Source organism: Patulibacter sp. (genome assembly GCF_030655195.1).
Lineage (GTDB): Bacteria > Actinomycetota > Thermoleophilia > Solirubrobacterales > Solirubrobacteraceae > Patulibacter.
Genome location: NZ_JAURWA010000089.1, coordinates 1 through 23,123, shown reverse-complemented (window position 1 = coordinate 23,123; position 23,123 = coordinate 1). Strand labels below are relative to the sequence as shown.

Annotated in this window: 18 protein-coding genes and 1 tRNA gene; 13 read left to right on the top strand and 6 right to left on the bottom strand. The window is 75.1% G+C overall.

The window, feature by feature from the left end:
• Positions 1-4: 4 nt before the first annotated feature.
• A complete protein-coding gene (locus tag Q7T67_RS09060; RefSeq protein ID WP_304788253.1) occupies positions 5-796 on the top strand; it encodes a FliA/WhiG family RNA polymerase sigma factor in 792 nt (263 codons plus the stop codon).
• 51 nt (positions 797-847) lie between these two features.
• Entirely contained in the window at positions 848-1,630 is a 783-nt protein-coding gene (locus Q7T67_RS09055; protein ID WP_304788251.1) for a hypothetical protein, read from the top strand.
• Between the two features lie 31 nt (positions 1,631-1,661).
• Here the strand turns inward: Q7T67_RS09055 and rsgA are convergent, their stop codons facing one another.
• Positions 1,662-2,759 (bottom strand): ribosome small subunit-dependent GTPase A, encoded by a 1,098-nt coding sequence (rsgA, locus tag Q7T67_RS09050; protein WP_304788248.1) that lies wholly within the window; start codon positions 2,757-2,759, stop codon positions 1,662-1,664.
• Positions 2,760-2,865: 106 nt separating this feature from the next.
• Between rsgA and Q7T67_RS09045 the strand changes: the two genes are divergently transcribed.
• Positions 2,866-2,939, top strand: a tRNA-Gly gene (locus Q7T67_RS09045).
• A gap of 320 nt (positions 2,940-3,259) precedes the next feature.
• Positions 3,260-11,914: a hypothetical protein gene (locus Q7T67_RS09040; RefSeq protein WP_304788246.1), complete on the top strand. Its 8,655-nt coding sequence runs from the start codon at positions 3,260-3,262 to the stop codon at positions 11,912-11,914.
• A 227-nt stretch (positions 11,915-12,141) separates the two neighbouring features.
• On the opposite strand, the gene Q7T67_RS09035 is transcribed toward Q7T67_RS09040, so the two are convergent.
• On the bottom strand, positions 12,142-13,134 hold the full coding sequence (locus Q7T67_RS09035; protein WP_304788243.1) for a DUF808 domain-containing protein: 993 nt from the start codon (positions 13,132-13,134) through the stop codon (positions 12,142-12,144).
• A gap of 237 nt (positions 13,135-13,371) precedes the next feature.
• Here Q7T67_RS09035 and Q7T67_RS09030 point away from each other — a divergent pair, with 237 nt between their 5' ends.
• Positions 13,372-13,878 carry a hypothetical protein gene (locus Q7T67_RS09030; protein ID WP_304788241.1) on the top strand — a complete coding sequence of 169 codons (507 nt, stop codon included), beginning with the start codon at positions 13,372-13,374 and terminating at the stop codon, positions 13,876-13,878.
• A gap of 117 nt (positions 13,879-13,995) precedes the next feature.
• On the opposite strand, the gene Q7T67_RS09025 is transcribed toward Q7T67_RS09030, so the two are convergent.
• On the bottom strand, positions 13,996-15,036 hold the full coding sequence (locus Q7T67_RS09025; protein WP_304788239.1) for a hemolysin III family protein: 1,041 nt from the start codon (positions 15,034-15,036) through the stop codon (positions 13,996-13,998).
• On the opposite strand from Q7T67_RS09025, the gene Q7T67_RS09020 reads away from it, so the two are divergent.
• The 5 genes from Q7T67_RS09020 (at position 14,918) to Q7T67_RS09000 (ending at position 18,198) form a co-directional block, all read left to right on the top strand.
• Complete coding sequence (locus tag Q7T67_RS09020) at positions 14,918-15,616, top strand: trimeric intracellular cation channel family protein (RefSeq protein WP_304788238.1); 699 nt, start codon at positions 14,918-14,920, stop codon at positions 15,614-15,616. The genes Q7T67_RS09025 and Q7T67_RS09020 overlap by 119 nt on opposite strands.
• A gap of 79 nt (positions 15,617-15,695) precedes the next feature.
• A complete protein-coding gene (locus Q7T67_RS09015) occupies positions 15,696-17,228 on the top strand; it encodes an FAD-dependent oxidoreductase (protein ID WP_304788236.1) in 1,533 nt (510 codons plus the stop codon).
• Positions 17,229-17,322: 94 nt separating this feature from the next.
• Positions 17,323-17,526, top strand: coding sequence for a hypothetical protein (locus tag Q7T67_RS09010; protein WP_304788235.1), 204 nt, complete (start codon positions 17,323-17,325; stop codon positions 17,524-17,526).
• A 121-nt stretch (positions 17,527-17,647) separates the two neighbouring features.
• Complete coding sequence (locus Q7T67_RS09005; RefSeq protein ID WP_304788234.1) at positions 17,648-17,830, top strand: hypothetical protein; 183 nt, start codon at positions 17,648-17,650, stop codon at positions 17,828-17,830.
• Positions 17,831-17,841: 11 nt separating this feature from the next.
• A complete protein-coding gene (locus tag Q7T67_RS09000; protein ID WP_304788232.1) occupies positions 17,842-18,198 on the top strand; it encodes a VOC family protein in 357 nt (118 codons plus the stop codon).
• Positions 18,199-18,244: 46 nt separating this feature from the next.
• Here Q7T67_RS09000 and Q7T67_RS08995 read toward each other — a convergent pair whose 3' ends face one another.
• The gene (locus Q7T67_RS08995; RefSeq protein ID WP_304788230.1) at positions 18,245-18,472 is read right to left on the bottom strand and encodes a CDGSH iron-sulfur domain-containing protein; all 228 of its coding nucleotides are present in this window, start codon (positions 18,470-18,472) and stop codon (positions 18,245-18,247) included.
• Positions 18,469-19,167, bottom strand: a complete 699-nt coding sequence (locus Q7T67_RS08990) for a HemK2/MTQ2 family protein methyltransferase (RefSeq protein WP_370695381.1) — start codon at positions 19,165-19,167, stop codon at positions 18,469-18,471. The genes Q7T67_RS08995 and Q7T67_RS08990 overlap by 4 nt, the downstream gene beginning before the upstream one ends.
• Before the next feature lie 201 nt (positions 19,168-19,368).
• On the opposite strand from Q7T67_RS08990, the gene Q7T67_RS08985 reads away from it, so the two are divergent.
• The 3 genes from Q7T67_RS08985 (at position 19,369) to Q7T67_RS08975 (ending at position 22,188) form a co-directional block, all read left to right on the top strand.
• Positions 19,369-20,385, top strand: coding sequence for an iron-containing redox enzyme family protein (locus tag Q7T67_RS08985; protein ID WP_304788226.1), 1,017 nt, complete (start codon positions 19,369-19,371; stop codon positions 20,383-20,385).
• A 61-nt stretch (positions 20,386-20,446) separates the two neighbouring features.
• Positions 20,447-21,328: an SDR family NAD(P)-dependent oxidoreductase gene (locus Q7T67_RS08980; RefSeq protein WP_304788224.1), complete on the top strand. Its 882-nt coding sequence runs from the start codon at positions 20,447-20,449 to the stop codon at positions 21,326-21,328.
• The gene (locus tag Q7T67_RS08975) at positions 21,325-22,188 is read left to right on the top strand and encodes an SDR family oxidoreductase (RefSeq protein ID WP_304788222.1); all 864 of its coding nucleotides are present in this window, start codon (positions 21,325-21,327) and stop codon (positions 22,186-22,188) included. The genes Q7T67_RS08980 and Q7T67_RS08975 overlap by 4 nt, the downstream gene beginning before the upstream one ends.
• A 7-nt stretch (positions 22,189-22,195) precedes the next feature.
• On the opposite strand, the gene Q7T67_RS08970 is transcribed toward Q7T67_RS08975, so the two are convergent.
• Complete coding sequence (locus tag Q7T67_RS08970) at positions 22,196-23,044, bottom strand: glycosyltransferase family 2 protein (protein WP_304788220.1); 849 nt, start codon at positions 23,042-23,044, stop codon at positions 22,196-22,198.
• Between the last annotated feature and the right edge of the window lie 79 nt (positions 23,045-23,123).

Below are 23,123 nucleotides of genomic sequence, written 5' to 3'. Positions count from 1 at the left end.
ATCGGTGCCGAGCCCGCCACGTCCCAACGACCTCCGCGACCTCTGGCGTCGCCTGCGCGACCATCAGGACCCCGTCGCCCGCGAGAAGCTCGTCCTGAACTACGCCCCCCTGGTCAAGTGGGTGGCCGGCCGCGTCGCGGCGACCCTGCCGCCGCACGTCGAGGAGGGCGACCTCATCTCGTACGGCCTCGTCGGGCTGACCACGGCCGTGGACCGCTTCGACACCACGCGCGAGGTCAGGTTCGAGACGTACGCGGTGACGCGTATCCGCGGCGCGATCATCGACGAGCTGCGGTCGCAGGACTGGGTCCCGCGTTCCGTCCGGCAGCGTGCCCGCGAGATCGAGCGGACGCACGCCAAGCTCGAGCACAAGCTCCACCGGGCACCGACGGACGACGAGATGGCCGGCGCGCTGGAGATGTCGGTGCGGGAGTTCCAGGACGCGCTGGTCAGCGTGTCGCAGTCCACGATCCACGCCCTGGACGAGATGTGGTCCGTCGGGGACTCCAGCGGCGGCGACCAGGTCTCCCTGCTGGACACGATCCAGGACCAGCACGCCCCGGATCCCGCGGCGATGCTCGCGGAGCAGGACGTCCGCGACCAGATGCGCGGCGCGATCGAGCGGCTGCCCGAGCGCGAGAAGGTCGTCATCGCCCTCTACTACTACGAGAACCTGACGCTGCGCGAGATCGGCGAGGTCCTCGGGGTGACGGAGTCGCGGGCCTCGCAGCTGCACACGAAGGCCGTGCTGCGCCTGCGCGCCCGCATCAGTCCCGACGACGTCGCGGTCGCGTAGAGCCGTCCACGGAGGGGGCGGAGAGCCCTCGGGCGTTGCTAGCCTCCCGGAGTGTCGTCTCCCGGGAACTACGAGGCCTGCGCCGTCTGCGACCGGCATCTGCTGCGCGGCGAGCAACCCGAGATCTTCCTCCACGACGGCGCCCGCAAGGACGTCTGCGAGCTCTGCGTCCCACGCGCGCTCTACGCCGGCTGGATCCGCGTCGGCGTCAACGACGCACCGACCCTCGAGCCCGCACGCCGGCGCGGGGCCTCGATCGTGGAGCGGCTCCGTCGCGGCGCCAAGCGCGACCGCGCCCCCCGGAGCCCGCGGCCCGAGACCGCCGGCGGCCGCTCGTCGCGGCGCCGCGAGCAGCAGGCCGCCGAGGCCGAGCCCGACCCCAACGTCCGCCCGCAGTGGCGTCCGCACCGGATCGAGGACGAGGTCGAGGGGCTGCGACTCACCGACGAGCCCGCCGCCGCGCCGCTGGCCGCCTACGCCTCCACCTCGGCGGGCGATGCGGTCCACGTGACCACGTCCGGCGCGCGTATGACCGCCCGCGCCATCGACCTCTACAACCACTCGGACCATCCCCGCCGCCTGGCCGGGATCGCCCGCACCCTGGGCGCCCCGTGGGTCACGGTCCGCACGATCGAGGGCTCCCGCGTCCAGATCGTCCTGGCGTGGGAGCTCACCTGGTACCGGTTCGAGCTCGACCTCGCCCGTGAGGCCGACGGCGTCCGCGCCACCGGGCAGGGCACGTCGCTGCAGGACCTGACCCCGGGCGACGTCGACCCCAACGCCGTGGCCGACGACCACGGCTACCTGTACCTGCAGGCGGGCGTCGCGGGCTGACCGCCCGCCGGGCGCCCGCCGTGGCCGCCGCTCAGCCCTGACGCGGTCGGCGTCCCTCGCCGATCCGGCGCTCCCGGTTCTCGCGCTTCTCGTCGAGCTCCTCGATCTCGGCGCGCAGCTCCAGGTACGACACCCGCCGGGCCTCCGGCAGCTTCCCGTCGGCCACGGCGCCCAGCACGGCGCAGCCGGCCTCGCGGTCGTGCCGGCAGTCCGCGAACCGGCAGGCCCCGGCCAGCTGGACGACGTCGACGAAGGCCGCGTCCAGGCCGCCGGTGTCGCGGACCAGGCCGAGCTCGCGGGTGCCCGGGGTGTCCAGCAGGCAGGTCCCGCCGCCCAGCGGCACGAGCTCGCGCGCCGTCGTGGTGTGCCGCCCCTTGGCGTCGGTGCCGCGCACCGCGCCCGTCGCCAGCAGCTCGCGGCCGAGCAGGGCGTTGACGATGGACGACTTGCCCGCCCCGGACTCGCCGATCAGCCCGGTGGTGCCGCCGCGGGGGAGGAGCGCCTCGAGCTCGTCGAAGCCGCGGCCGTCGCGCTTGGACACCGCGACCACGGGGGTCCCGGGCGGGATCTCGTCCTGGAGCGCACGCCACTCCGCCGGCAGGTCGAGGTCCGCCTTCGTGGCGACGACGATCGGCTGGACGTCGCCCTCGTGCGCGATCACCAGGGACCGCTCGATCCGGCTGGGGCGCAGCGGCCGGTCGAGCGCGTGGACGACCAGGACCGCGTCGACGTTCGAGGCCAGCACCTGCTCGAGCAGCTCCCGGGAGGGATCCCGTCGCCCGACCAGCCGGTGCCGCGGGCCGACGGCGACGGCGAGCAGCCGGTCGTCGCTCTTGTCCCGCTCCGTCGCGACCCAGTCACCGACCGCCAGCGGCGTGTCGGACCGGTCGTCGTCGAGGGCCGAGGTCCGGCCCAGCCGGCCGACCCCGGGACTGCGCCCGTGCGCGGTGACGAGGTGGCAGCCGCCGTACTCGATGCGGGCGACCCGGGCGGGCTGTCGGCCGCCCGTCAGGTACGGCGCCATGTCCGCCGCGACCGCGTCGTTCCACCCGGCGGCGGAGAGGGGGTCCGGCAGGTCCCAGAGATCCGCCACCGCCTCGCCGTCGCCGACGGCGTCGCCGTCGGTCATCTGCGCGTGCTGAGGGGCCGCATTCCCCTGCAAGCCTACGTGGTCGGGCCCCGCTCCGGAAGGAGCCGACACGTCGAATCCCCGCTCGCTATATTGCTGGTCCCGCGCGGATGTAGCTCAGTTGGCTAGAGCGTCTGCTTGCCATGCAGAAGGTCGAGAGTTCGAGTCTCTTCATCCGCTCCTCGGGAAAGGCCCCCGCCTCTGGCGGGGGCCTTTTGCGTTCTGGGGTGTCCCTCCGAGATCACGGCCCGAGCACGGCCGCTGGTGGCGTCCGGGAGGGCCACCTCCGGGTGCGCCGCCCCCCGTGCCCGACGCACCCGAAGGGGGGAGCGGGGTCCCACCTGCAGGGGATCCCCCGAATCTCGCGATCTGACGCATCCGGGGGGTGTCGAACGGCGTAAGGGGTACTAGTGTGATCGCTCACTGATACGTCCGTCCGCGTATGTTGACGCCACCTTTCTGACACCTCGTCGCAACCGAGCAGGTCTAGCGTGCCCCGCATGTCGTCCGAGTCCGTCGCCTCCCGCCCACGCGCGGCCGTCGACATCGCCCCGTCCCGTCCTCGCTCGCGGGCGCTCCTGGGACTCCTCGTCGCCCTGGTCGCCCTCGGACTGGGGATCGCGGCACCAGCGGCGAACGCGGCCGATCGCGAGTTCGCGCCACGGTTCTCGGTCAACGACACGGGCGACATCGACATCGTCGGCAACTCGTCGATGACCTGTCCGACGGCGGCGCTCGGTTGCACCGCCGCACAGCAGTCGGGCGTCACGACGCTGCCCGACGCGACGTCGCAGAACAACGCGTACAACATGCAGTTCGTCGACGTCGACAGCGACGCGTCGACGTTCAACTCCAGCCGGGCGACGGTCTCGATCCCGTCCGGCAGCACCGTCCTCTTCGCCGGGCTCTACTGGGGCGGCCGCGCCGTCGGCGCCTCGGGCTTCGCCCAGCGCGGCACCGTCAAGCTCCGCACACCGGCCACCGCCGGCTACGCCTCGCTGACGGCGACCACGCTCGACGACGGCGGGACCGCCGGCGCCACCGACAGCATCTATCAGGGCTTCGTCGACGTGACCTCGCGCGTGCAGGCGGGCGGCTCCGGCGTCTACACGGTCGCCGACATCCAGGCCGCGACGGGCTCGGACAAGCTCGCCGGCTGGTCGCTGGTCGTCGCCTACCGCAACACGGGCCAGCCGGCCCGCAGCCTCACGGTCTTCGACGGCCTGAAGTCGATCGGGTCGGGGGCGACCGGCACGATCAACGTCGCCGGCTTCACCACCCCGCCGTCCGGCGCGGTGAACACCCGCGTCGGCTTCGTCAGCTACGAGGGCGACGGCGGCATCATCGGCGACAGCGCGTCGCTCAACAGCACCGTCCTCAGCGACGCCCAGCACCCCGCGACGAACTTCTTCAACTCCCGCAGCTCCCGGGACGGCGCCCGCCGCACCGGCCAGGACCCGAGCTACCCCAACCAGCTGGGCATCGAGCAGTCGATCCTCCTGGCCAACGGCGTCCTCGCCAACAACGCCACGAACGCGACGGTCCGCCTGACGTCCTCGGGCGACGTCTACGCGCCGGGCGTCGTCACCTTCGCCACCGAGCTCTACGCCCCCAAGGTCGACCAGACCAAGACCGTCGTCGACGTCAACGGCGGCGACGTCGAGCAGGGCGACGTCCTGCGGTACACGATCGCCGGCCGCAACACGGGCCAGGACGGCGCCCGGGACTTCGTCGTCCGCGACCCGATCCCGACGAACACGTCCTACGTCGCGGGGTCCCTCAAGGTCACCCCCACCACCGGCGGGGTCGCCGGGGCGGAGACCGCCGTCACCGACGGCAGCGGCGACGACCGCGGCGAGTTCGACGCCGCGGGCGGGCGGATCGTCGCCCGGGTGGGCACGGGCGCCACGGCGACGGCCGGCGGCAGCGTGGCGGTCTCCGGGACGGCCGCGTCCTACGCCGTCACGTTCGACGTCCGCGTCGGCGGGCCCAGCCCCGCCCTGGGCTCCGACTCGGTCATCACGAACACCGCCACCGCGAGCTACGCCTCGCAGAGCCTCGGCACCCCGCTGACCGCGCAGTCGACCGTCGCCTCGACCGTGCGCACGCCGGACCTGACCCTGACGAAGGTCGGTCAGGGCACCATCACGCGCGGTCGGCCCTACACCTACCGCGTGACCGCCAGGAACGACGGGGACGCCAGGACGCAGGGGACCGTGACGGTCACCGACACGCTGCCGGCGGGCCTGACCGCCGGCACGAACGCCGCGTCGGGCACCGGCTGGACCTGCACCAACACGAGCACCACGTTCACCTGCACGCGCGCCGACACGCTCGCGGCCGGGGCCGCCTATCCGGGCATCGACGTCGTCGTGAACGTCGCCTCGGACGCGCCCGCCACGGTCGCGAACACCGCGGCGGTCTCCGGGGGCGGCGACGGCGACCCGTCCAACAACACGGCCACCGCGACCAACGGCCCGGTCAGCTCGGCCGACCTCGCCGTCCAGAAGACCGCCTCGGCGACCACCGCCCCCGTCGGCGGCACCGTCTCCTACGCGCTGCGCGTGACGAACACGGGCCCCTCGCGCTCGGCGGGCTCCGTCGTCACCGACGCGCTGCCGGCCGGCCTCACCTACGTCTCCTCGACCGTGGGCTGCGCCGGCACCGCGGCGTCCAGCACGGTCACCTGCACCGTCGGCGCCCTGGCGTCGGGCGCCACGGCCGACTTCACGGTCGTGGCCAAGCCCGCCGCGGGCACCGCCGGGTCCACGCTGCGCAACACCGCCACGGTGGCGGGCACCGACCCCGACCCGACCGACGCCAACAACAGCTCCGCGGTCTCCGTGGACGTGCGGCCCGTGGATCTCCGGATCACGAGCACGATCCAGGGCACGCCCGCGGTGCTGAACCCGAACACGACCTACACGTGGCTCGTCGGCGTCACCAACGACGGCGGCTCCGCCGCGCCGAGCAGCATCGTCCGCTTCGACGTCCCGGCCGGCACGACCGCCGACGCCGCCACGATCGACTCCCGCTGCACCCTGTCCGGCGCCACGGGCAACCAGCTCGTGACCTGCAACCTGGGCACGATCGATCCCGCCGGTGGCACGGGTGCCACCCCGCTCCGGATCCCGCTGACCACCACGGCCGATCCCGGTCCCTCGATCGCCACCTCGGCCTCCGTCTCGACGACCGAGACCGACCGCGACCTGGGCAACAACACCGCGACCACGAGCACCCCGGTCGTCCAGTCGGTCGACCTCGGCGTGTCGCTCGCCGCCGTCCCGGGCCCGGTCCGCCCCGGCGAGAACCTCACGATCTCCGCCGAGATCCGCAACGTCGGCCCGGCGCGGCCGGTGGCCCCGAAGGTCACGATCCCGCTGCCCGACGGCACCACGTTCGTCAGCGCCCCGGCCGGGTGCGCGGTGAACGCCGCCGGCACGGCGGTCGTCTGCGACCTGCCCGCCGCGGACCTCGACGCCGGCGAGTCGCTGAACCGGGCGATCGTCGTCAAGGTCGGCGCCAACCCCGGTCCGAGCATCGCGGTCTCCGCGGCCGCGTCGACGACGTCGCCCGACACGAACTCGAGCAACGACCGCGCCGCCCTGGTGGTCCCGGTGATCGAGTCGGTCGATCTGGGCGTCACGCTGACCTCCGATCCCGGCACCGCCCGCCCCGGCCAGAACCTGACCCTCACCGCCGTGGTCCGCAACACCGGCCCCGGCCGGCCGGTGGACCCGAAGATCACGGTCCCGCTGCCGACCGGCACGACGTTCGTCAGCGCCCCCGCCGGGTGCGTGCTCAGCGGCGACGGCAGCTCCGTCGTCTGCGACCTGCCCGCGGCGGACCTCGACACGAACGAGTCGCTGACCCGCGCGATCGTGGTGAAGGTCGGCGACGCGCCGCCCGCCGCCCTCGCGGCCTCGGCGACCGTCTCGACGACCTCGACGGACACCAACGCCGGCAACGACCGCGCCACGCTCACGGTCCCGGTCGTGCAGACCGTCGACCTCGGCGTGACCGTCACCGCGTCCCCGAACCCGGTCCGCCCGGGGGAGAACCTGACCCTCAACGTCGGCGTCCGCAACGACGGCGCCGCCCGCCCCGGCACGCCGCGGGTCACCGTCCCGCTGCCCGCGGGCACGACGTTCGTCAGCGCCCCGGCCGGGTGCGCGGTCAACGCCGCCGGCACGGCCGTGGTCTGCGACCTGCCCGCCGACGGCCTCGACGCCGGTGAGTCGCTGACCCGGGCGATCGTCGTCAAGGTCGGCGCGAACCCCGGCCCGACGATCCCCGTCTCCGCGACGGTCTCCACGACCTCGACGGACACGAATGCGGCCAACGACCGCGCCACGACGAGCGTCGCGGTGATCGAGACGGTGGACCTCGGCGTCACGCTCACCTCCGACCCCGGCACCGCCCGCCCCGGCCAGAACCTGACCCTGACCGCCACGGTGACCAACACGGGCCCCGGCCGTCCCGCGGCTCCGACGGTGACGATCCCGCTGCCCACGGGCACGACGTTCGTCAGCGCCGCGAACGGGTGCGCCCTGAACGCCGCCGGCACGGCCGTCGTCTGCGACCTGCCCGCCGACGGTCTCGACACGAACGAGACGCTCACCCGCTCGATCGTCGTCCGGGTCGGAGACGCTCCCGGCGCGAACCTGGTCGCCTCCGCCACCGTCGCGACCACGTCGACGGACACCAACGCCGGCAACGACCGCGCGACGCTGACCGTCCCGGTCGTCCAGACCGTCGACCTCGGCGTCACGCTGACCGCCGGTCCGAGCCCCGTCCGGCCGGGGGAGAACCTGACCCTGACCGCGGTCGTGAGGAACGACGGCGCCGCCCGACCGGTGCAGCCGCAGGTCACGATCCCGCTGCCCGCCGGCACGACGTTCGTCAGCGGCCCGGCCGGCTGCGCGCCGAACGCCCTCGGCACCGCCATCGTCTGCGACCTGCCCGCCGACGGCCTCGACAACGGCGAGTCCCTGACCCGGGCGATCGTCGTCAAGGTCGGTGCCGATCCCGGTCCGACCATCCCCGTGTCGGCGACCGTCTCGACGACGTCGACCGACACGAACACCGCCAACGACCGCGCCACGACCACCGTGCCGGTGATCGAGACCGTCGACCTGGCGACCACGATCGCCGCCGATCCGGGCACGGCCCGCCCCGGTCAGAACCTGACGCTCACGGCCACGGTGACCAACACCGGCCCCGGTCGCCCCGTCGACCCGAAGGTCACGATCCCGGTCCCGACCGGCACGACGTTCGTCAGCGCCCCCGCCGGGTGCGCGCTGAACGCCGCCGGCACGGCCGTGGTCTGCGACCTCACGCCCGCGGACCTCGACCGCGGCGAGTCGCTGACCCGCGCGATCGTCGTCAAGGTCGGCGACGCCCCGGGCGCGTCGATCACGGCGTCGGCCACGGCGTCGACCACCTCGACGGACACGAACGCGGCGAACGACCGCGCCACGCTGACGGTCCCGGTCGTCCAGACCGTGGACCTCGGCGTGACCGTCACCGGCGCCCCGGGCCCGGTCCGGCCGGGGGAGAACCTCACCCTCACGACCGTGGTCCGCAACGACGGGGCCGCGCGCCCGGTCGACCCGAAGGTCACCGTCCCGCTGCCCGCCGGCACGACGTTCGTCAGCGCCCCCGCCGGGTGCGCCGTCAACGCGGCCGGGACGGCCGTGGTCTGCGACCTGCCCGCGGACGGTCTCGACGCCGGTGAGTCGCTGACCCGGGCGATCGTCGTCAAGGTCGGCGCGAACCCCGGTCCGAGCATCGCGGTCTCGGCCGCCGTCTCCACGACCTCGACGGACACCAACGCCGCCAACGACCGCGCCACCGGGACCGTCCCGGTGATCGAGACGGTCGACCTGGGCGTCGCGCTCTCGGCGGCCCCCGGCACCGCACGGCCCGGCCAGAACCTCACGCTGACGGCGACGATCAGGAACGACGGGTTCGGCCGACCGGACGCCCCGCGGGTCACGATCCCGCTGCCGGCCGGCACGACGTTCGTCAGCGCCCCCGCCGGGTGTGCCCTGAACGCGGGCGGCACGGCCGTGGTCTGCGACCTGCCGGCCGACGGCCTCGACGCCGGTGAGACCCTGACGCGGGCGATCGTGGTCAAGGTCGGCGACACCCCGGGGGCGAGCATCGCGGCCTCCGCGACGGTCTCCACGACCTCGACGGACACGAACGCGGCGAACGACCGCGCCACCCTCGCGGTCCCGGTGAACCAGACCGTCGACCTGGGCGTCACGCTGACCGGGTCGCCCAACCCGGTGCGCCCCGGCCAGGACCTGACGCTGACGGCGGTCGTCAAGAACGACGGCGCGGCCCGCCCGACGGATCCCCGGGTCACGGTCCCGCTGCCCGCCGGCACGACGTTCGTCAGCGCCCCGACGGGGTGCGCGGTCAACGCGGCCGGGACGGCCGTGGTCTGCGACCTGCCCGCGGACGGCCTCGACGCCGGTGAGTCGCTGACCCGCGCCATCGTCGTCCGGGTCGCCGGCGATCCCGGGCCGAGCATCGCCGCAGCCGCCACGGTCACGACCACGTCGACGGACACCGACGCGGCCAACGACCGTGCCACGGCGACGATCCCGGTCATCGAGACCGTCGACCTGGCGACGACCCTGACCTCCGACCCGGCCACGGTCCGCGCCGGCCAGAACCTGACCCTGACGGCGACGGTGACGAACAACGGCCCCGGTCGCCCGGAGGCGCCGAGGGTGACCGTCCCGATCCCGGCCGGCACGACGTTCGTCAGCGCCCCCGCCGGGTGCGCCCTGAACGCCGCCGGCAGCGCCGTGGTCTGCGACCTGACCCCGGCGGAGCTCGACAAGGGCGAGTCCGTGACCCGCGCGATCGTCGTCAAGGTGGGCGACGCCCCGCCCGCGAGCCTCGCGGCCTCGGCGACGGCGTCGACGACCTCGACCGACACGAACGCCGGCAACGACCGCGCCACCCTGACGGTCCCGGTCCAGCGCGACGTCGACCTCGGCATCACGCTGAGCGCCGATCCCGGCACCACCAGCGTGGGCGAGGACGTCACGCTCACCGCAGTGATCAAGAACGACGGTGCCGGGCGTCCGACGGACCCGAAGGTCACGGTCCCGCTGCCGACCGGCACGACGGTCGTCGGGCCGCTCCCGGCCGGGTGTGCCCTGAACGCCGCCGGCACCGCCGTGGTCTGCGACCTGACCGCGTCGGACCTCGACGCGGGCGAGAGCGTGACGAAGACGATCGTGGTCCGGGTGGGCAACGGCGCCGGCACGAGCCTCGCGTTCTCCGCGACGGCATCGACCACGTCGAACGACACGAACCGGGCGAACGACCGGGCCGATGTCACGGTCCCGGTCACGGCCGGCTCCGACGTCGAGATCCGCAAGTCGGCCTCGAAGTCGGTCTTCCAGGGCGGAGACACGGTGAGCTACACGCTGACCGCCCGCAACAACGGCCCCGCGACGGCCCGCAACGTGCGGGTCGCCGACGACGTCCCCGCGGCCCTCGACGTCGTCGGGGTCACGCCGAGCGCCGCGAACTGCACGGTCACCGGCAACGCGGTCCGCTGCGAGCTCGGCACGCTCGCGCCGAACACCGAGCGCGCCATCACGGTCCAGACCCGTGCGAAGGCCACCGCATCCTCGCCGGCGTCGACGTCGATCGCCCCGAAGATCAAGCTGACCCGCGAGGAGCGGTACGAGACGCTGGAGCCGGGCCAGACCCGCACGATCGACGTCCGCTGCGAGGAGGGCGAGAACACCGCCGACCCGGCGGACGACCGCATCGGCATCGCCACGGACGGCACGCTGCAGGTCGTCGACATCACCTCCGGCAAGGAGAGCGTGAAGGACGTCCGGATCCTCCGCGCATCGACCACGAGCGCATCGACGTACCGGTTCGTCGTGGAGAACGCCACGACGGGGACCGCCCAGGTGCGGCCGCACGTGACGTGCCTGCCGCCGACGACGGACGACGGTCAGCACGAGCTCGTCGCCGGACCGCTGCGGACGCAGACCCGCACGCTGCCCGCCGGTCGCGCGGAGTTCTTCTTCCCCGTGGCGGGCGGCGACCGCGCGATCGCGCCGGGCGTCGAGACCGACGGCGGCCAGGTGCGCCTCGTCGGCAGCGAGCCCGTCGACGGCGGCTGGAAGCTCGTGGTCGACGTCCTGCAGCCCGCCACGGTCACGGCGAGCCTGCGGGACCTCGACGACCTGACGAGCGCGAGCGGCGATCCGCTGCACGTGCACGCGCTGACGTTCGCGCACGTCGAGAAGACGGTGACCCTGCAGCCCGGCGAGTGGCTGCGGAACTCGAACGATCGCAGCCGGGTGTCGTGCAACGACGACACGCGACAGGGCTACGAGGGCATCGTCGCCTCCTACGACCTGCCGATCGGCGTGATCTCGACGGGCAACATCCCGATGCCGGTCAACCGGGACTTCGACCTGCTGAACACCACCGACCAGGTCCAGACGTTCAAGATCGACCTGGAGTGCGTCCGCCTGCAGACGGGCGACCCGATCACGGTCGACGACGTCGTGAACACGGGGACGATCTCGTCGGCGGCGGGGGATACCAACACGGACAACAACCGGTCCAGCGCGCGGATCGTCCTGGAGCGCAAGCCCGAGCCGGTGGTGGCACCCGTCACGCCCGCGCCGACGCCCGCCCCTGCGACCCCGGCGCCGGCAGCTCCGGCCCCGGCTCCCGCTCCGGCCCCGAGCGTCGCCCCGGCACCGGCCGCCACGCAGCCGAGCACCCCGTCCGCCCCGGCGACGCCCTCGACCCCGGCCGCGCCGGCGCCCCGGGCGTCGATCCTGTCGTCCGCCCTGCGGGTGACCGGGACGACGTCGAAGGCGACGGTCGCGGTGCCGGTCTCGTGCGCGAAGGCGTGCACCGGGACGGCGACGCTCTCGGCGATCTCCGCGGTGCGCGGCACCTCGATCAAGAAGGGCGCGGTGCTCGCGAAGGCCTCCGTGAGGCTCGCGGGCGGCAAGAAGAAGAGCACGGTCCGTCTGGTGGCCCGCGGCAAGCTCGCCAAGGCGCTCCGTCGCGGCGGGGTCAGGCGCGCGAAGCTCAGCATCAGCACCGGCCGGGGGGCCACGGTCGTCCGGACCGTGCGGATCGTCCTGAAGTAGGGCGGCGGGCGCGGGGGGGGAGGACCCCGTCGCGCTCGCCGCCCGGGGCCTGGACCTTCGGGTCCCGGACCCGCCCGGACCTGCGGGATCCGGACCCGTGGGACCCGACCTCCTGGACCCGGGCCCACGGGGGCCGGTCCAACGGGGCTCGGACCCACGGGGACCGGACCCACGGGGACCACGGACCTTCGGGGCCCAGGGCCCACCCACGGGCCCGGGCGGGCGGTTCAGGTCGCCGCGGGCGCCTCGCCGGCGTCGTCGGTCCCGTCGCCGTGTCCGCCGTGCCCGCCGTGCCCGCGGTGGGCGTGGACCCGGTGCATGATCGCGACGATGATGCCGCCGACGATCACGCCGAGGATGGCGGAGGCGGTGGTGTTCGTCAGCCAGCCCCCGACGCCTCCGAAGGCGCCCAGGGCCTCGTGGACGTCCTCCTCGACGTGGTGGACCTGGTCGTAGAGCCAGGTGGCTCCGAGGTCCTTCAGGCCGACGAGGAGGATGTGGCCGCCGACCCAGAGCATGGCGGCGATGCCGACGGTCGAGAGGACCTGCATCACGATCGGCATGCCCCGGACCAGGCCGCGCCCGAGGGCGGCGACCGCGCCCTGCGAGGTCCGCGCGAGCCGCAGGCCGACGTCGTCCATCTTCACGATCAGGGCGACGCCGCCGTAGACCACCGCGGTGATCAGGAACGCCACCACCACGAGGATCAGGGCGCGCGCGACGAACGCCTCGTCGGTCACCTCGTTCAGGGAGATCACCATGATCTCGGCCGACAGGATGAAGTCCGTGCGGACCGCCCCCTTGACCAGGGTGTCCTCGTCGGCCGGCTCGCGGTCCGCCGCCTCGGCGGCGTGGTGCCGGTCGGGGCCGACCGCCTCCCACAGCTTCTCCGCGCCCTCGAAGCAGAGGTACGCGCCGCCGATCATCAGGATCGGGGTGAGCAGCCAGTCGAGGAACTCGCTCAGGAGCAGGACGACCGGCAGGATGAAGAGGATCTTGTTGCGGATCGAGCCGATCGCGATCCGCCGGATCATCGGCAGCTCGCGGTCGGGGGAGAAGCCCTGGACGTACCGCGGCGTGACCGCGGCGTCGTCGACGATCACGCCTGCCGCCTTGACGCTCGCGCGGCCCGCGCCGGCGGCGACGTCGTCGACCGAGGCGGCCGCGGCACGGGCCAGGACGCTGATGTCGTCCAGCAGCGCGGCGAGCCCGGCGCTCATCGGGCCACCCCGCACCGCACGTCCGAGGGGTCCGACGGTCCGTCGGGGAGGCGCCCGTCCCGCGCGGCGGCGGGGCCGGGGGCGGTCGGCGTGGCGGAGCTGCTCGGTGGCGCGGCCTGCGGGGCGGGGGGCGTCATGCCGACGAGGGTACGGGGAGCGGCGGCCGACGGCGACCGTCGACGGCGTCGGTCGGCGGGGCGGACGTGCGAGGGCGGCGGATTCGGGCAGCGGGGGCGCATGGACGAGGACCGCTACCTGACGATCTACCTGCAGGACCACCTGACGGCCGCGACGGCCGGGATCGGTCTGACGCGGCGTGCGAAGGACGCCGCCGCCGGCCGCGACGAGGAGCTCCACGCGTTCTACGCGGCGTTCGAGGACGAGCTGCTCGAGGAGCGCGGGCGCCTGCTGCAGCTGCTGCGGGTCCTGGGGGCGGGGCCGAACACCGCCAAGGCGGTGGCCGCGACGGTCGGTGAGCGGCTCGGCCGGCTCAAGCTCAACGGGCACCTCGTGAGCCGCTCGCCGTACTCCGACCTCGTCGAGCTCGAGGGGCTCTCGATCGCGGTCCAGGGCAAGCGCCTGGGCTGGATCGCGCTGCAGGAGCGGGCGCACCCGGAGTTCGACGCCGCGGACCTCGAGCGGCTCGTCCGTCAGGCGGAGGACCAGCACGAGCGCCTCGAGGCCCTGCGCCGGCCGCGGGCGGCCCGGGTCCTGGCGGGGCTGACCCCGACGCCGACGTCCTGAGCGTCCGCGACGCGTGAGGGTCGCCCCCCGGTCCGCCCGTGCCCGGGGGGAGCGGGCACGGCGCCCGGCCCGCCCGCCCGCATCAGCCGGGCACGGCGCCCGGCCCGCCGACCCGGATCAGCCGGGGGTGCCGCCCGGCACGATCCAGCCGGCGATCGCCACGAAGTGGACGGTGGCCGCGGCGACGACGAGGACGTGGAAGACCTCGTGGTAGCCGAAGAGCAGCGGGGCCGGGTCCGGGCGGCGGGTGGCGTAGACCACGGCCCCCGCGGCGTAGAGGAGCACCCCGAGCGCCAGCAGGACCGTCGGCAGCGTCTCGAGGGACCGGACGAGCTGCCCCGTCCCGAGGAGCGCGGACGCGGCGACGAGCACGTAGACCGACGAGGTGAGCTGCCGGGGCGCCGAGATCCACGCGACGCTGAGGACGATCCCGGCGACCGCCCCCGCCCAGGACAGCCCGAGCACGACGTCGCGCAGCGGCGGCTCGAGGACCAGCAGCGCGATCGTCGTGCTGCAGGCCGCCACGAACACGTGGATCAGGCTGTGGTCCAGGCGGCGCAGCGCCCGACGGACCTCCGGGGTCCACCGGCCGCGGTGCAGCAGGCCGCTGACCGCGAACATGCCGGTGAGCGCCGCGCCGTAGAGGACGGCGCAGAGCCGGGCGGTCGCGTCGGGGGCGACCGCGACGAGCACGACGGTGGCGAGGAGCGCGAGCCAGGCGGCGTGCACGTGCACCACGCCGCGCAGGACCGGGACGACGGCCTCGAGGTACGGATCGACGGGGCTCGACCGGCGCGCCTCGGGGTGCGCGTCGACGGGCGAGCGCGAGGTCAGGACCGTGCTCCGACGGCGCGCCGGTCCGGCCGGCGCCGGGATCGTGGACGTGCGGTGGGCTGGCGCGGTGTGGCGGGCACGCCCGTATGGATACCCGCTCGCCCGCGGGCGTGCCCGCCCGGCAGCGGTTCCGCAGCGGGGTCTGCGACGCTCGTGCCTGCGCCGACGGACCGGTGCGACCCCCGTCCCCGACCTCCCGCACCCCGTGATCCCGTCCCTCGTCGCCTCGTCCGTCGCCGTCCCGCTCGGTCTCGACCTCGCCGCGGTCGCCGTCGGCGCCGTCTTCGGCGCGCTGATCGCCGTCCGCCGCGACCTCGACGTCACCGGGACGGTCGGGCTCGCCGTGACCAGCGGGCTCGGCGGCGGGGTCCTCCGCGACGTCCTGCTGAACCAGGTCCCGGTGGCGCTGACGAGCAGCACCTACCTGCCGGTGGCGCTCGGGGTCGGGGTGGCGATGCTCGTGCTGCACCCGCACACCGCCCGGATCGACGACCTGCTGGACCTCTTCGACGCGTTCGCGCTGGGGCTGTTCGCGATCGTCGGGGCCTCGAAGGCGCTCGACGCCGGTCTCGGGCCCGTCGCTGCAGCGGCGGTCGGCGTGCTCGCCGCGACGGCCGGCGGTGTGGCCTGCGACGTGCTGAGCGGCCAGCGGCCCTACATCTTCGGACCGGGCCCGATCTACGGCCTCGCCGCGGCCGCCGGGAGCGCCGTCTACGTCGCCGCGGACCGCCTGTCGGCCGGCGTCGCCGTCGCGATCGTGCTGTCGATGGTCGTCACCGTCGGCCTCCGGCTGCTGGCGGTGCACCGCGGGCTGAGCACCCGCACGGCCGCCGAGGTGCGGCTCGGGCGGGGGCGGCGCGGTGCGGACACGGACCCCGGACCCGTGCCGCCGCCGGGCCCCTGAGGTCGCACCGGGCGCGGTGCGGCGACGGTTGCCCGCCACGTTGCCGGGTAGCGATCGGGCTCCCGACCCGGACGGCACCGTGACGAACCCTGCGACGACCTCTCTCTGGAACGCGACCGCCCATCGCTCCACGCCCCGCACCGGCGGCCTCGTCGGGGGCGGGCGCCACGACGCCGTGGTCGTCGGTGCCGGCATCGTCGGCCTGACCGCCGCCCTGGCCCTCGCCCGAGAGGGCCGCCGGGTGCTCGTGCTCGAGGCCCGGCGCGTGGGCTCCGGCGTGACCGGGTCCACGACGGGGAAGGTCACCGCCGCGCACGGCCTGCGCTACTCGCTGCTCCAGCGCGACATCGGTCGCGAGCGCACGCGAATGTACGCCGACGCCAACCAGCGGGCGGTGGGCTGGATCCGCGACCTGGTGCAGACCGAGGAGATCGCCTGCGACTGGCGGGACCGGCCCGCGTTCACCTACACGAGCGACCCGTCGCAGCAGGCGCAACTGGAGGACGAGGCGCGCGCGACGATCGACGCGGGCCTGCCGGCGCACGAGGTCCGGGCCGTCCCGGCGCCGACCGACCTGGTCGCCGGGGTCCGGGTCGACGGCGGCGGCGAGCTGCACGGCGCGAACTACTGCCTCGCCCTCGCGGACCTCGCCGAGCACGCCGGGGCCACGATCGTCGAGGGCGTCCGCGTCGTCGGCGTCCGCGAGTCCGACCCGTGCCGGGTCAGCACGGAGGACGGCACCACCGTCGAGGCGGACCACGTCGTCGTCGCCACGCACGTCCCGATCCTCGACCGGGGCCTGTACTTCGCCCGGCTGCAGGCCGACCGGTCCTACGCGATCGCCGCCCGCACCGACCGTGCGCTGCCGCTGGGCAGCTTCTACGACGTCGCGTCCCCGTCGCGGTCGATCCGCACCGCGGCCGGCCCCGAGGGCGAGGACGTCGTCGTCGTCGGCGGCGAGGGACACGGCTCGGGCAAGGTGTCCGACACGGCGGAGCGCTACGCCCGCCTGGAGGCGTGGGCCCGCGAGCACCTCGGGACCGGCGAGGCCCTGTACCGGTGGTCCTCGCAGGACCCGCAGACGTCCGACCGCGCGCCGTACGTCGGGCCGCTGCGGCCCGGCAGCAGCCGACTGTGGACCGCGACGGGCTTCGGCAAGTGGGGCCTCTCGGCCGGCACGGCGGCGGCGCACGCCCTGTGCGACCGGATCGCCGGCCGCGACGACGAGCACCGCGAGCTCTGGGACCCCTCGCGCCTGGGCCAGCTCAAGCCCCGCGGCGCGGCACGGCTCGCGCTCTGGAACGCCGAGACCCCGGCGTTCCTGATCGGCGACCGGCTGCGCCCGGCGAGCCGGAAGGGGACCGACGGCCTGGCGCCGGGCGAGGGACGGATCGTCCGCCACGGCGGCCGCCGCACGGCCGCGTTCCGCGACGACGAGGGCGTGGTCCACGCGCACTCGCCGCTCTGCACCCACCTCGGCTGCGAGGTCCACTTCAACGACGCCGAGCAGAGCTGGGACTGCCCGTGCCACGGGTCCCGGTTCGACGCCCGCGACGGCAGCGTCCTCGAGGGGCCCGCCGTCCGCGCGCTGGCCCCGCGGGACGCCGACTGACGCCCGCCGCGGCCCGCCGGCGCATGGTCGGCCGGTCCGCCGGGCAGAGACCGGGGGTCCCCGACGAGCGGGACCGTCACGACGGAGGAAGAGCATGGAAGATCAGGACGCGCTGGTCCGGCGGATCGCCCGCCACGAGTTCCCCGACCCCCGGGTCGTCCCGGTCCGCGATCGCGACGGGGCGCCGACGGCCGCTCCCGCGACCCCGGACGCCACGCGGCTCCGCGCCGACCCGGCTGAGATCCGCCGCGCCGAGGACCTCGTGCGCGACGTCCGTGGCGCTACCGCCCGCGACTGACGCTGCACCCCGCCTGCCGACCCGGTGGCCGATCGTGCCCCGGGGCCGCATCCCGGAGCGGGGCCCCGGGTAGCGACCGCGCAGGCGCCGCACCCCTGCGGCGCCCCAGCGAGGAGCACAGATGACGGACGAGAAGCAGGACGAGCCGACCACCGGGATCATCGATCCCGACACGGGCGAGGCCCACCCCAACTCCGGCCCGAACGCGTCGCCCGAGGGCAGCGACGAGGGCACGCAGGCGCGCGACGTCGTGAAGAACGGCACCGCGGGCACCGAGACGGGCGACGACGCCGACAAGGCGTAGAGGAGACCACCATGGCTTCGAAGATCAAGCAGATCGACGCGATCTGGCTCCCCGTGACCGACATGGACCGGGCCGTCGCCTTCTATCGCGACACCCTGGGCCTGGAGGTCCTCGAGCACGACGGCGACTGGTCCGAGGTCACCGCCGGTGATCAGCGGATCGGGCTGAACTCCTCCGAGTCCCCGTCCGGCGACGGCGGCGCGGTCATCGCCTTCGGCGTCGACGGCGACATCGAGTCCGCGGTCGAGGCCCTGCAGGCCGACGGCGTGACGTTCGTCGACGGGCTCTCCGAGCACCCGTGGGGCAAGATCGCGCCCTTCAAGGACTCCGAGGGCAACGACCTGCAGCTCTACCAGCCGCCGGCCTGATCCCTCGCGGCCGGCCCGGGTCCCGGGCCGGCCGCGGTCGGTCGCGTCAGCGCGACTCGCGTCCGCTGGGGGCGCGGAAGCGCGTCGTCGTGTGGGTGCCGTCGCAGAACGGCCGGATGCGCGACCGCCCGCAGCGGCAGAGGGCGACGGGCGAGCGCCCCGCGTCGATCTCGTTGCCCTCCTGGTCGCAGATCGTGACCGGACCGCGCACGAGGAGCGGACCGTCGCGGTACGGGACGATCCGGACCTCCGGCTCGTCGCCCGAGCCGCTCATGCGACCCGCCGTCCACCGGCGCGCGGCGGGCCCGGCCGCACCGCGCGGACGACCACCAGCTCCTCGCGGCGCTCGTCGACGCCGACGAACCCGGCGTCCTCGAGGAAGCGGGCCCGCTCGAGCATCACCGGGCCGAACGCGAGCTCCCGGCGCATGAGGACCTCCGCGTCGAGGCCCTGCTCCTCGAGCAGCTCGACCGTGCGCTCCGCGCCGCAGACGTGGCTGTGGACCAGGAGCAGCCGGCCACCCGGGGCGAGCCGGGCCGGGGCCTCGGTGCAGATCCGGTCGACGATCGTGCGACCGTCGCGGCCGGCGTCCCAGGCGCGGGCCTGGCCGCGCGTCGGGAGGGCGTCCTGCACCGCGGGCACGTACGGGGGGTTGCTGACGATGACGTCGAAGTCGCCGTCGGGCACCGCGCGGGCGAGGTCGCCGCGGACGACGGCACCGCGGACGCCGTTGCGTCGCAGGTTCATCCGGGCGGTGAGGACCGCCCGACGGGACACGTCGACCGCCGAGACGTCGGCCGCCCCGGCCCGGGCCGCGGTGACGGCGAGCAGGCCGGAGCCGGTGCACAGGTCGAGGACCCGGGCCCCCACGAGGTCCTCGCGGCCCAGGGCCTGCGCGAGGAGCCACGAGTCGGTCTGGGGGCCGTAGACGCCGGGGAGCGTCCGGACGCGGATGGGTCCGGCCTCCATCGGCGGGTGCTCGACGGGCGGGCGAGCGGCGGTGGGGTGGGCGGGCGAGAGGAGAGCGTCGTCGAGCACGGTGAAGGCGTCCGGTCGGGAAGGACGCCCGGCCGTCTACCCCAAGTCCCGCGCGGCATCCGGACCCCGTGCTCCCGCGTCGGGACCGGGCGGCGGACGCGTGGGACCGGGCGGTTCGGGTACGGACCGGCGATGAGCACCATCGGACTGCCGACGGCCCGGGGCCCGCTGACGGAGGGCCTCCTGCACGCGCTCGAGGGCGACCCGGGCAGCGTCGCCTCGATCGCCGCCGACGTCGACGTGCCCGCCGCGACGCTGACCGACGAGGACCTGCAGCTCGCGCTCTACCTCTGCTACGAGCTGCACTACCGCGGGCTGCCCGGCGTCGACGACGCCTGGGAGTGGGACCCGGCGCTGCTGGCGTTCCGCGGCCGCCTCGAGCGCGCGTTCGAGGCCGAGGTCCGCCGGATCGCCCCGCGTCCGGACCGGGTCGACCCCGATCGGGTGGACGACGCGCTGCGCGAGATCGTCCACGCCGACGACGGTCCGTCGCTCTCCGGCATGGTCGAGAAGGAGGCCGGACTCGAGCAGGTGCGCGAGCTGCTGATCCACCGCTCGGCCTACCAGCTGAAGGAGGCCGACCCGCACTCCTTCGCGCTGCCGCGGCTGTGGGGCCGGCCGAAGTCGGCGATGGTCGAGATCCAGGTCGACGAGTACGGCGCGGGCAAGCCCGACCGCATCCACGCCGACCTGTTCGCGGCGACGATGGACGAGCTGGACCTCGACCCCCGCTACGGCGCGTACCTCGACGTGCTCCCCGCCACGACGCTCGCGACGGTCAACCTGGCCTCCCTGTTCGGCCTCCACCGTCGACTGCGCGCCGCGTGCGCCGGGCACCTCGCGCTGACCGAGATGACCTCGTCGGTCCCCAGCCGCCGCTACGCCGCGGGGCTGCGCCGCCTGGGCCACGACAGCACCCGCGCCACGGAGTTCTTCGACGAGCACGTCGAGGCCGACGCCGTCCACGAGAGCATCGCCGCGGTCGACCTGGCGGGCGGACTGGCGCACCAGGACGTCGAGCTGGGCTGCGACGCCCTGTTCGGGGCGGCCGCCCTCGCCGCGGTGGAGGAGCGCTTCGCCTCGGCGATCGTCGACGCGTGGGCGTCCGGACGCTCGTCGCTGCGGACGGCCCCCGTCGCCGCCGACTGACCGGCGGCCCGGGCGGGCCCGCCGGCCGGGTACGCCGACCGCGACGGGGTAGACGACGAGCATGTCGCGACTGACTCTTGAGGGACGAGGCGTCCTCGTCACCGGCGCCGCGGGCGGGATCGGGGCAGCCGTGGCCCGCCGCCTGGTCCGGGCCGGGGCGCGACCCGTCCTCCTCGATCTCCCGGGCGAGCGCCTGGACCGGATCGCGTCCGAGCTCGGCGCCGTCGCGGTGGCGGCCCCCGCGGACGTGCGCGACCGCGCGCAGGTGGTCGAGGCCGTCGACGCGGCGTGCGAGCAGACCGACGGCCTCGTCGGCGCGGTGATCGGCGCGGGACTGGTCCGGCCGGAGACCCTGGTCGCCCAGACCGAGGCGGACGCCCGCCAGGTCATCGACGTGAACTTCTACGGCACGCTCTGGACGTTCCAGGCCGTCATGCCGCACATCGACCGGCAGGGCGGGCACGCGCTCGCGCTGTCGTCGATCGCCGGGATCGCGCCGATCCCGCTGTCGGGGGTGTACCCGGCGACGAAGGCCGCCGTCGACAGCATCGTCGCGACCGTCCGGACCGAGGCGATGAACCGCCCGACCTCGGCCGGGGTCGTCTACCTCAGCGCCGTCGACACGCAGATGAACCGCGACGTCCAGTCCGACCCGCGGGCGGGGCGGGCGATGCAGCACTCCTCCGCCCTCCTGACGCGCGCGCTCACGGCGGAGACCGTCGCCAAGCGGATCGTCCGGGCGCTCGAGCACCGCCGCCGCGTGCTGACCGCACCGCGCTGGATGGCGCCCACCGTGTGGCCGCAGACGATCACCCGGGCGACGGCGGAGTGGTTCATGGGGCGCACCGCCCTGCGCGACGAGCTCCCCGGCGGCGCCGCCGGCGCCGCGCTGACGGAGCGCTCCGAACCCGTCGGCGAGCGCGCGACGGAGACGCCGGCATGAGTCGCCTGGACCTGCGCGGCCGCGGCGTCCTGCTGTCCGGGGCCACCGGCGGCATCGGCAGCGTGGTCGCCCGCCAGCTGCTCGACCGCGGTGCCAAGGTCGCGCTCGTCAGCCGCCCGAGCGAGCGGCTCGACGACCTCGTCGCGGAGCTCGACTCCGAGGACGCGGTCGCGTTCCCCGCCGACGTGACGGATCGCGGTCAGGTCGTCGAGGCCACCGACGCGGCGGCGGAGCGCTTCGGCGGGCTGGTCGCCGCGATCGCCGGCGCCGGCGTCGTGTTGACGGGCACCATCGCGGAGCAGGACGAGAAGGACGTCCGGACGGTCATCGACACCAACCTCTACGGCACCCTCTGGACGCTGCAGGCCGCGCTCCCGCACGTCGACGCGGCCGACGGGCACCTGCTCGCCGTCGCCTCGATCGCCGGCATCGTGCCGACGCCGCTGGCGGGGATCTACCCGGCCACGAAGGCCGCGGTCGGCGAGGTCGTCGCCCAGCTGCGGATGGAGCTCATGCATCGCCGCACGTCGGCGGGCGTGCTCTACCTCGGGATGGTCGACACCGAGATGTCGACGATGGTGGGGGAGGACGACCGGCTGCGACGGACGTTCGAGCGGACCCCGGGGGCGCTGACCGGCTCGCTGACGGCCGAGGACGCCGCGAGCCGCGTGGTCCGGGCGATCGAGCACCGCCAGGGCGCCGTCGTGGCGCCCGCGTGGCAGCTGCCCCTGGCCGTCCCGCAGCTCGGGCTGCAGAAGGTCGTCGAGACCGGGATGCGCTTCTCGGCCCTGGCCCGGGAGCTGCCCGGGCGGCGTGCGCCCCTGACGGATCGGCGCCAGGACCGGGACCCGGCGGGCTGAGCGCGACTCAGCCCGCGCCGAGCAGCTCGAGCCGGTCGCCCTCCGGGGACCACGCGACCAGGTCCTCGGCCGCGAAGGCGGCGAGCCAGCCCTCCATCGGCCAGCGGCCCCAGACCTCGCGGAAGCGGCGGGCGTTGTGGACGATGTCGCGGAGATGCTCGCGCGGCGGGCTCGAGACGGTGTGGTGCTGGTGGAAGGCCCACGCGCCCCCGACCCAGGTCAGCGGGACGCCGGACCGACGGGCCCGGAACGCGTAGTCGGTGTCCTCGCCGCCGTAGCCCGTGTAGCCCTCGTCGAAGCCGCCGATCCGCGCGTGGGTCTCCGGGGAGACGGCGAAGGAGAGCGACCAGAAGAGCTCGTGCCGGGGCTCGGCGAGGAGCTCCCCGTCGCCGGGGACCGGCCGCGCGCCCCGGACGTCGGCGGCGCGCCGGTCGTCCGCGTCGAGTCGCACTCCGGTCGGTCGACCGGCGGGCAGGTGCCCGACGGGGCCGGCGAGCAACCCGTCCCGCTCGGCCGCCGCCTCGGCGTAGCGTGCGAGCAGCTCGGGTCCCGGGATGCAGTCGACGTCGAGCAGGACGGCGAGGTCGACGTCGCCCAGCGCCCGGATCGCGGTGTTGCGGGCCTCGGCGAGGGGGAGCGGTGCACCGTCCGCGACGGGCAGCCGCAGCACCCGCGGGGCGTCGGCCGGGCCGTCGACGGCGGCGGCCACGCGCTCGTCCACCGCGGTGGCCCCGGCCGGATCCATCGACAGGACGACGTAGGCGTCGGGCCGCAGCGACCCGTCGGCGACGCCGGCGACCTGCCGCTCGACGTGGTCGAGCCGCCCGCGCTGGATCGTCGCGAGACCTACGCGCACGCGGGACGCCGGTCGTCGGTGGGCGTGCCGGCGGGCGCGGGCTCGGGCGGCATCGGCGGCCCGGCGATCGCCGCCGCGG

What these genes read in the sequence shown, in the direction of transcription:
- rsgA (WP_304788248.1), bottom strand. Translation starts at nt 2,759, where the DNA reads ATGACCGACGGCGACGCCGTCGGCGACGGCGAGGCGGTGGCGGATCTC.
- Q7T67_RS09040 (WP_304788246.1), top strand. Translation starts at nt 3,260, where the DNA reads ATGTCGTCCGAGTCCGTCGCCTCCCGCCCACGCGCGGCCGTCGACATC.
- Q7T67_RS09035 (WP_304788243.1), bottom strand. Translation starts at nt 13,134, where the DNA reads ATGAGCGCCGGGCTCGCCGCGCTGCTGGACGACATCAGCGTCCTGGCC.
- Q7T67_RS09030 (WP_304788241.1), top strand. Translation starts at nt 13,372, where the DNA reads ATGGACGAGGACCGCTACCTGACGATCTACCTGCAGGACCACCTGACG.
- Q7T67_RS09010 (WP_304788235.1), top strand. Translation starts at nt 17,323, where the DNA reads ATGGAAGATCAGGACGCGCTGGTCCGGCGGATCGCCCGCCACGAGTTC.
- Q7T67_RS09005 (WP_304788234.1), top strand. Translation starts at nt 17,648, where the DNA reads ATGACGGACGAGAAGCAGGACGAGCCGACCACCGGGATCATCGATCCC.
- Q7T67_RS09000 (WP_304788232.1), top strand. Translation starts at nt 17,842, where the DNA reads ATGGCTTCGAAGATCAAGCAGATCGACGCGATCTGGCTCCCCGTGACC.
- Q7T67_RS08995 (WP_304788230.1), bottom strand. Translation starts at nt 18,472, where the DNA reads ATGAGCGGCTCGGGCGACGAGCCGGAGGTCCGGATCGTCCCGTACCGC.
- Q7T67_RS08990 (WP_370695381.1), bottom strand. Translation starts at nt 19,167, where the DNA reads ATGGAGGCCGGACCCATCCGCGTCCGGACGCTCCCCGGCGTCTACGGC.
- Q7T67_RS08985 (WP_304788226.1), top strand. Translation starts at nt 19,369, where the DNA reads ATGAGCACCATCGGACTGCCGACGGCCCGGGGCCCGCTGACGGAGGGC.
- Q7T67_RS08980 (WP_304788224.1), top strand. Translation starts at nt 20,447, where the DNA reads ATGTCGCGACTGACTCTTGAGGGACGAGGCGTCCTCGTCACCGGCGCC.
- Q7T67_RS08975 (WP_304788222.1), top strand. Translation starts at nt 21,325, where the DNA reads ATGAGTCGCCTGGACCTGCGCGGCCGCGGCGTCCTGCTGTCCGGGGCC.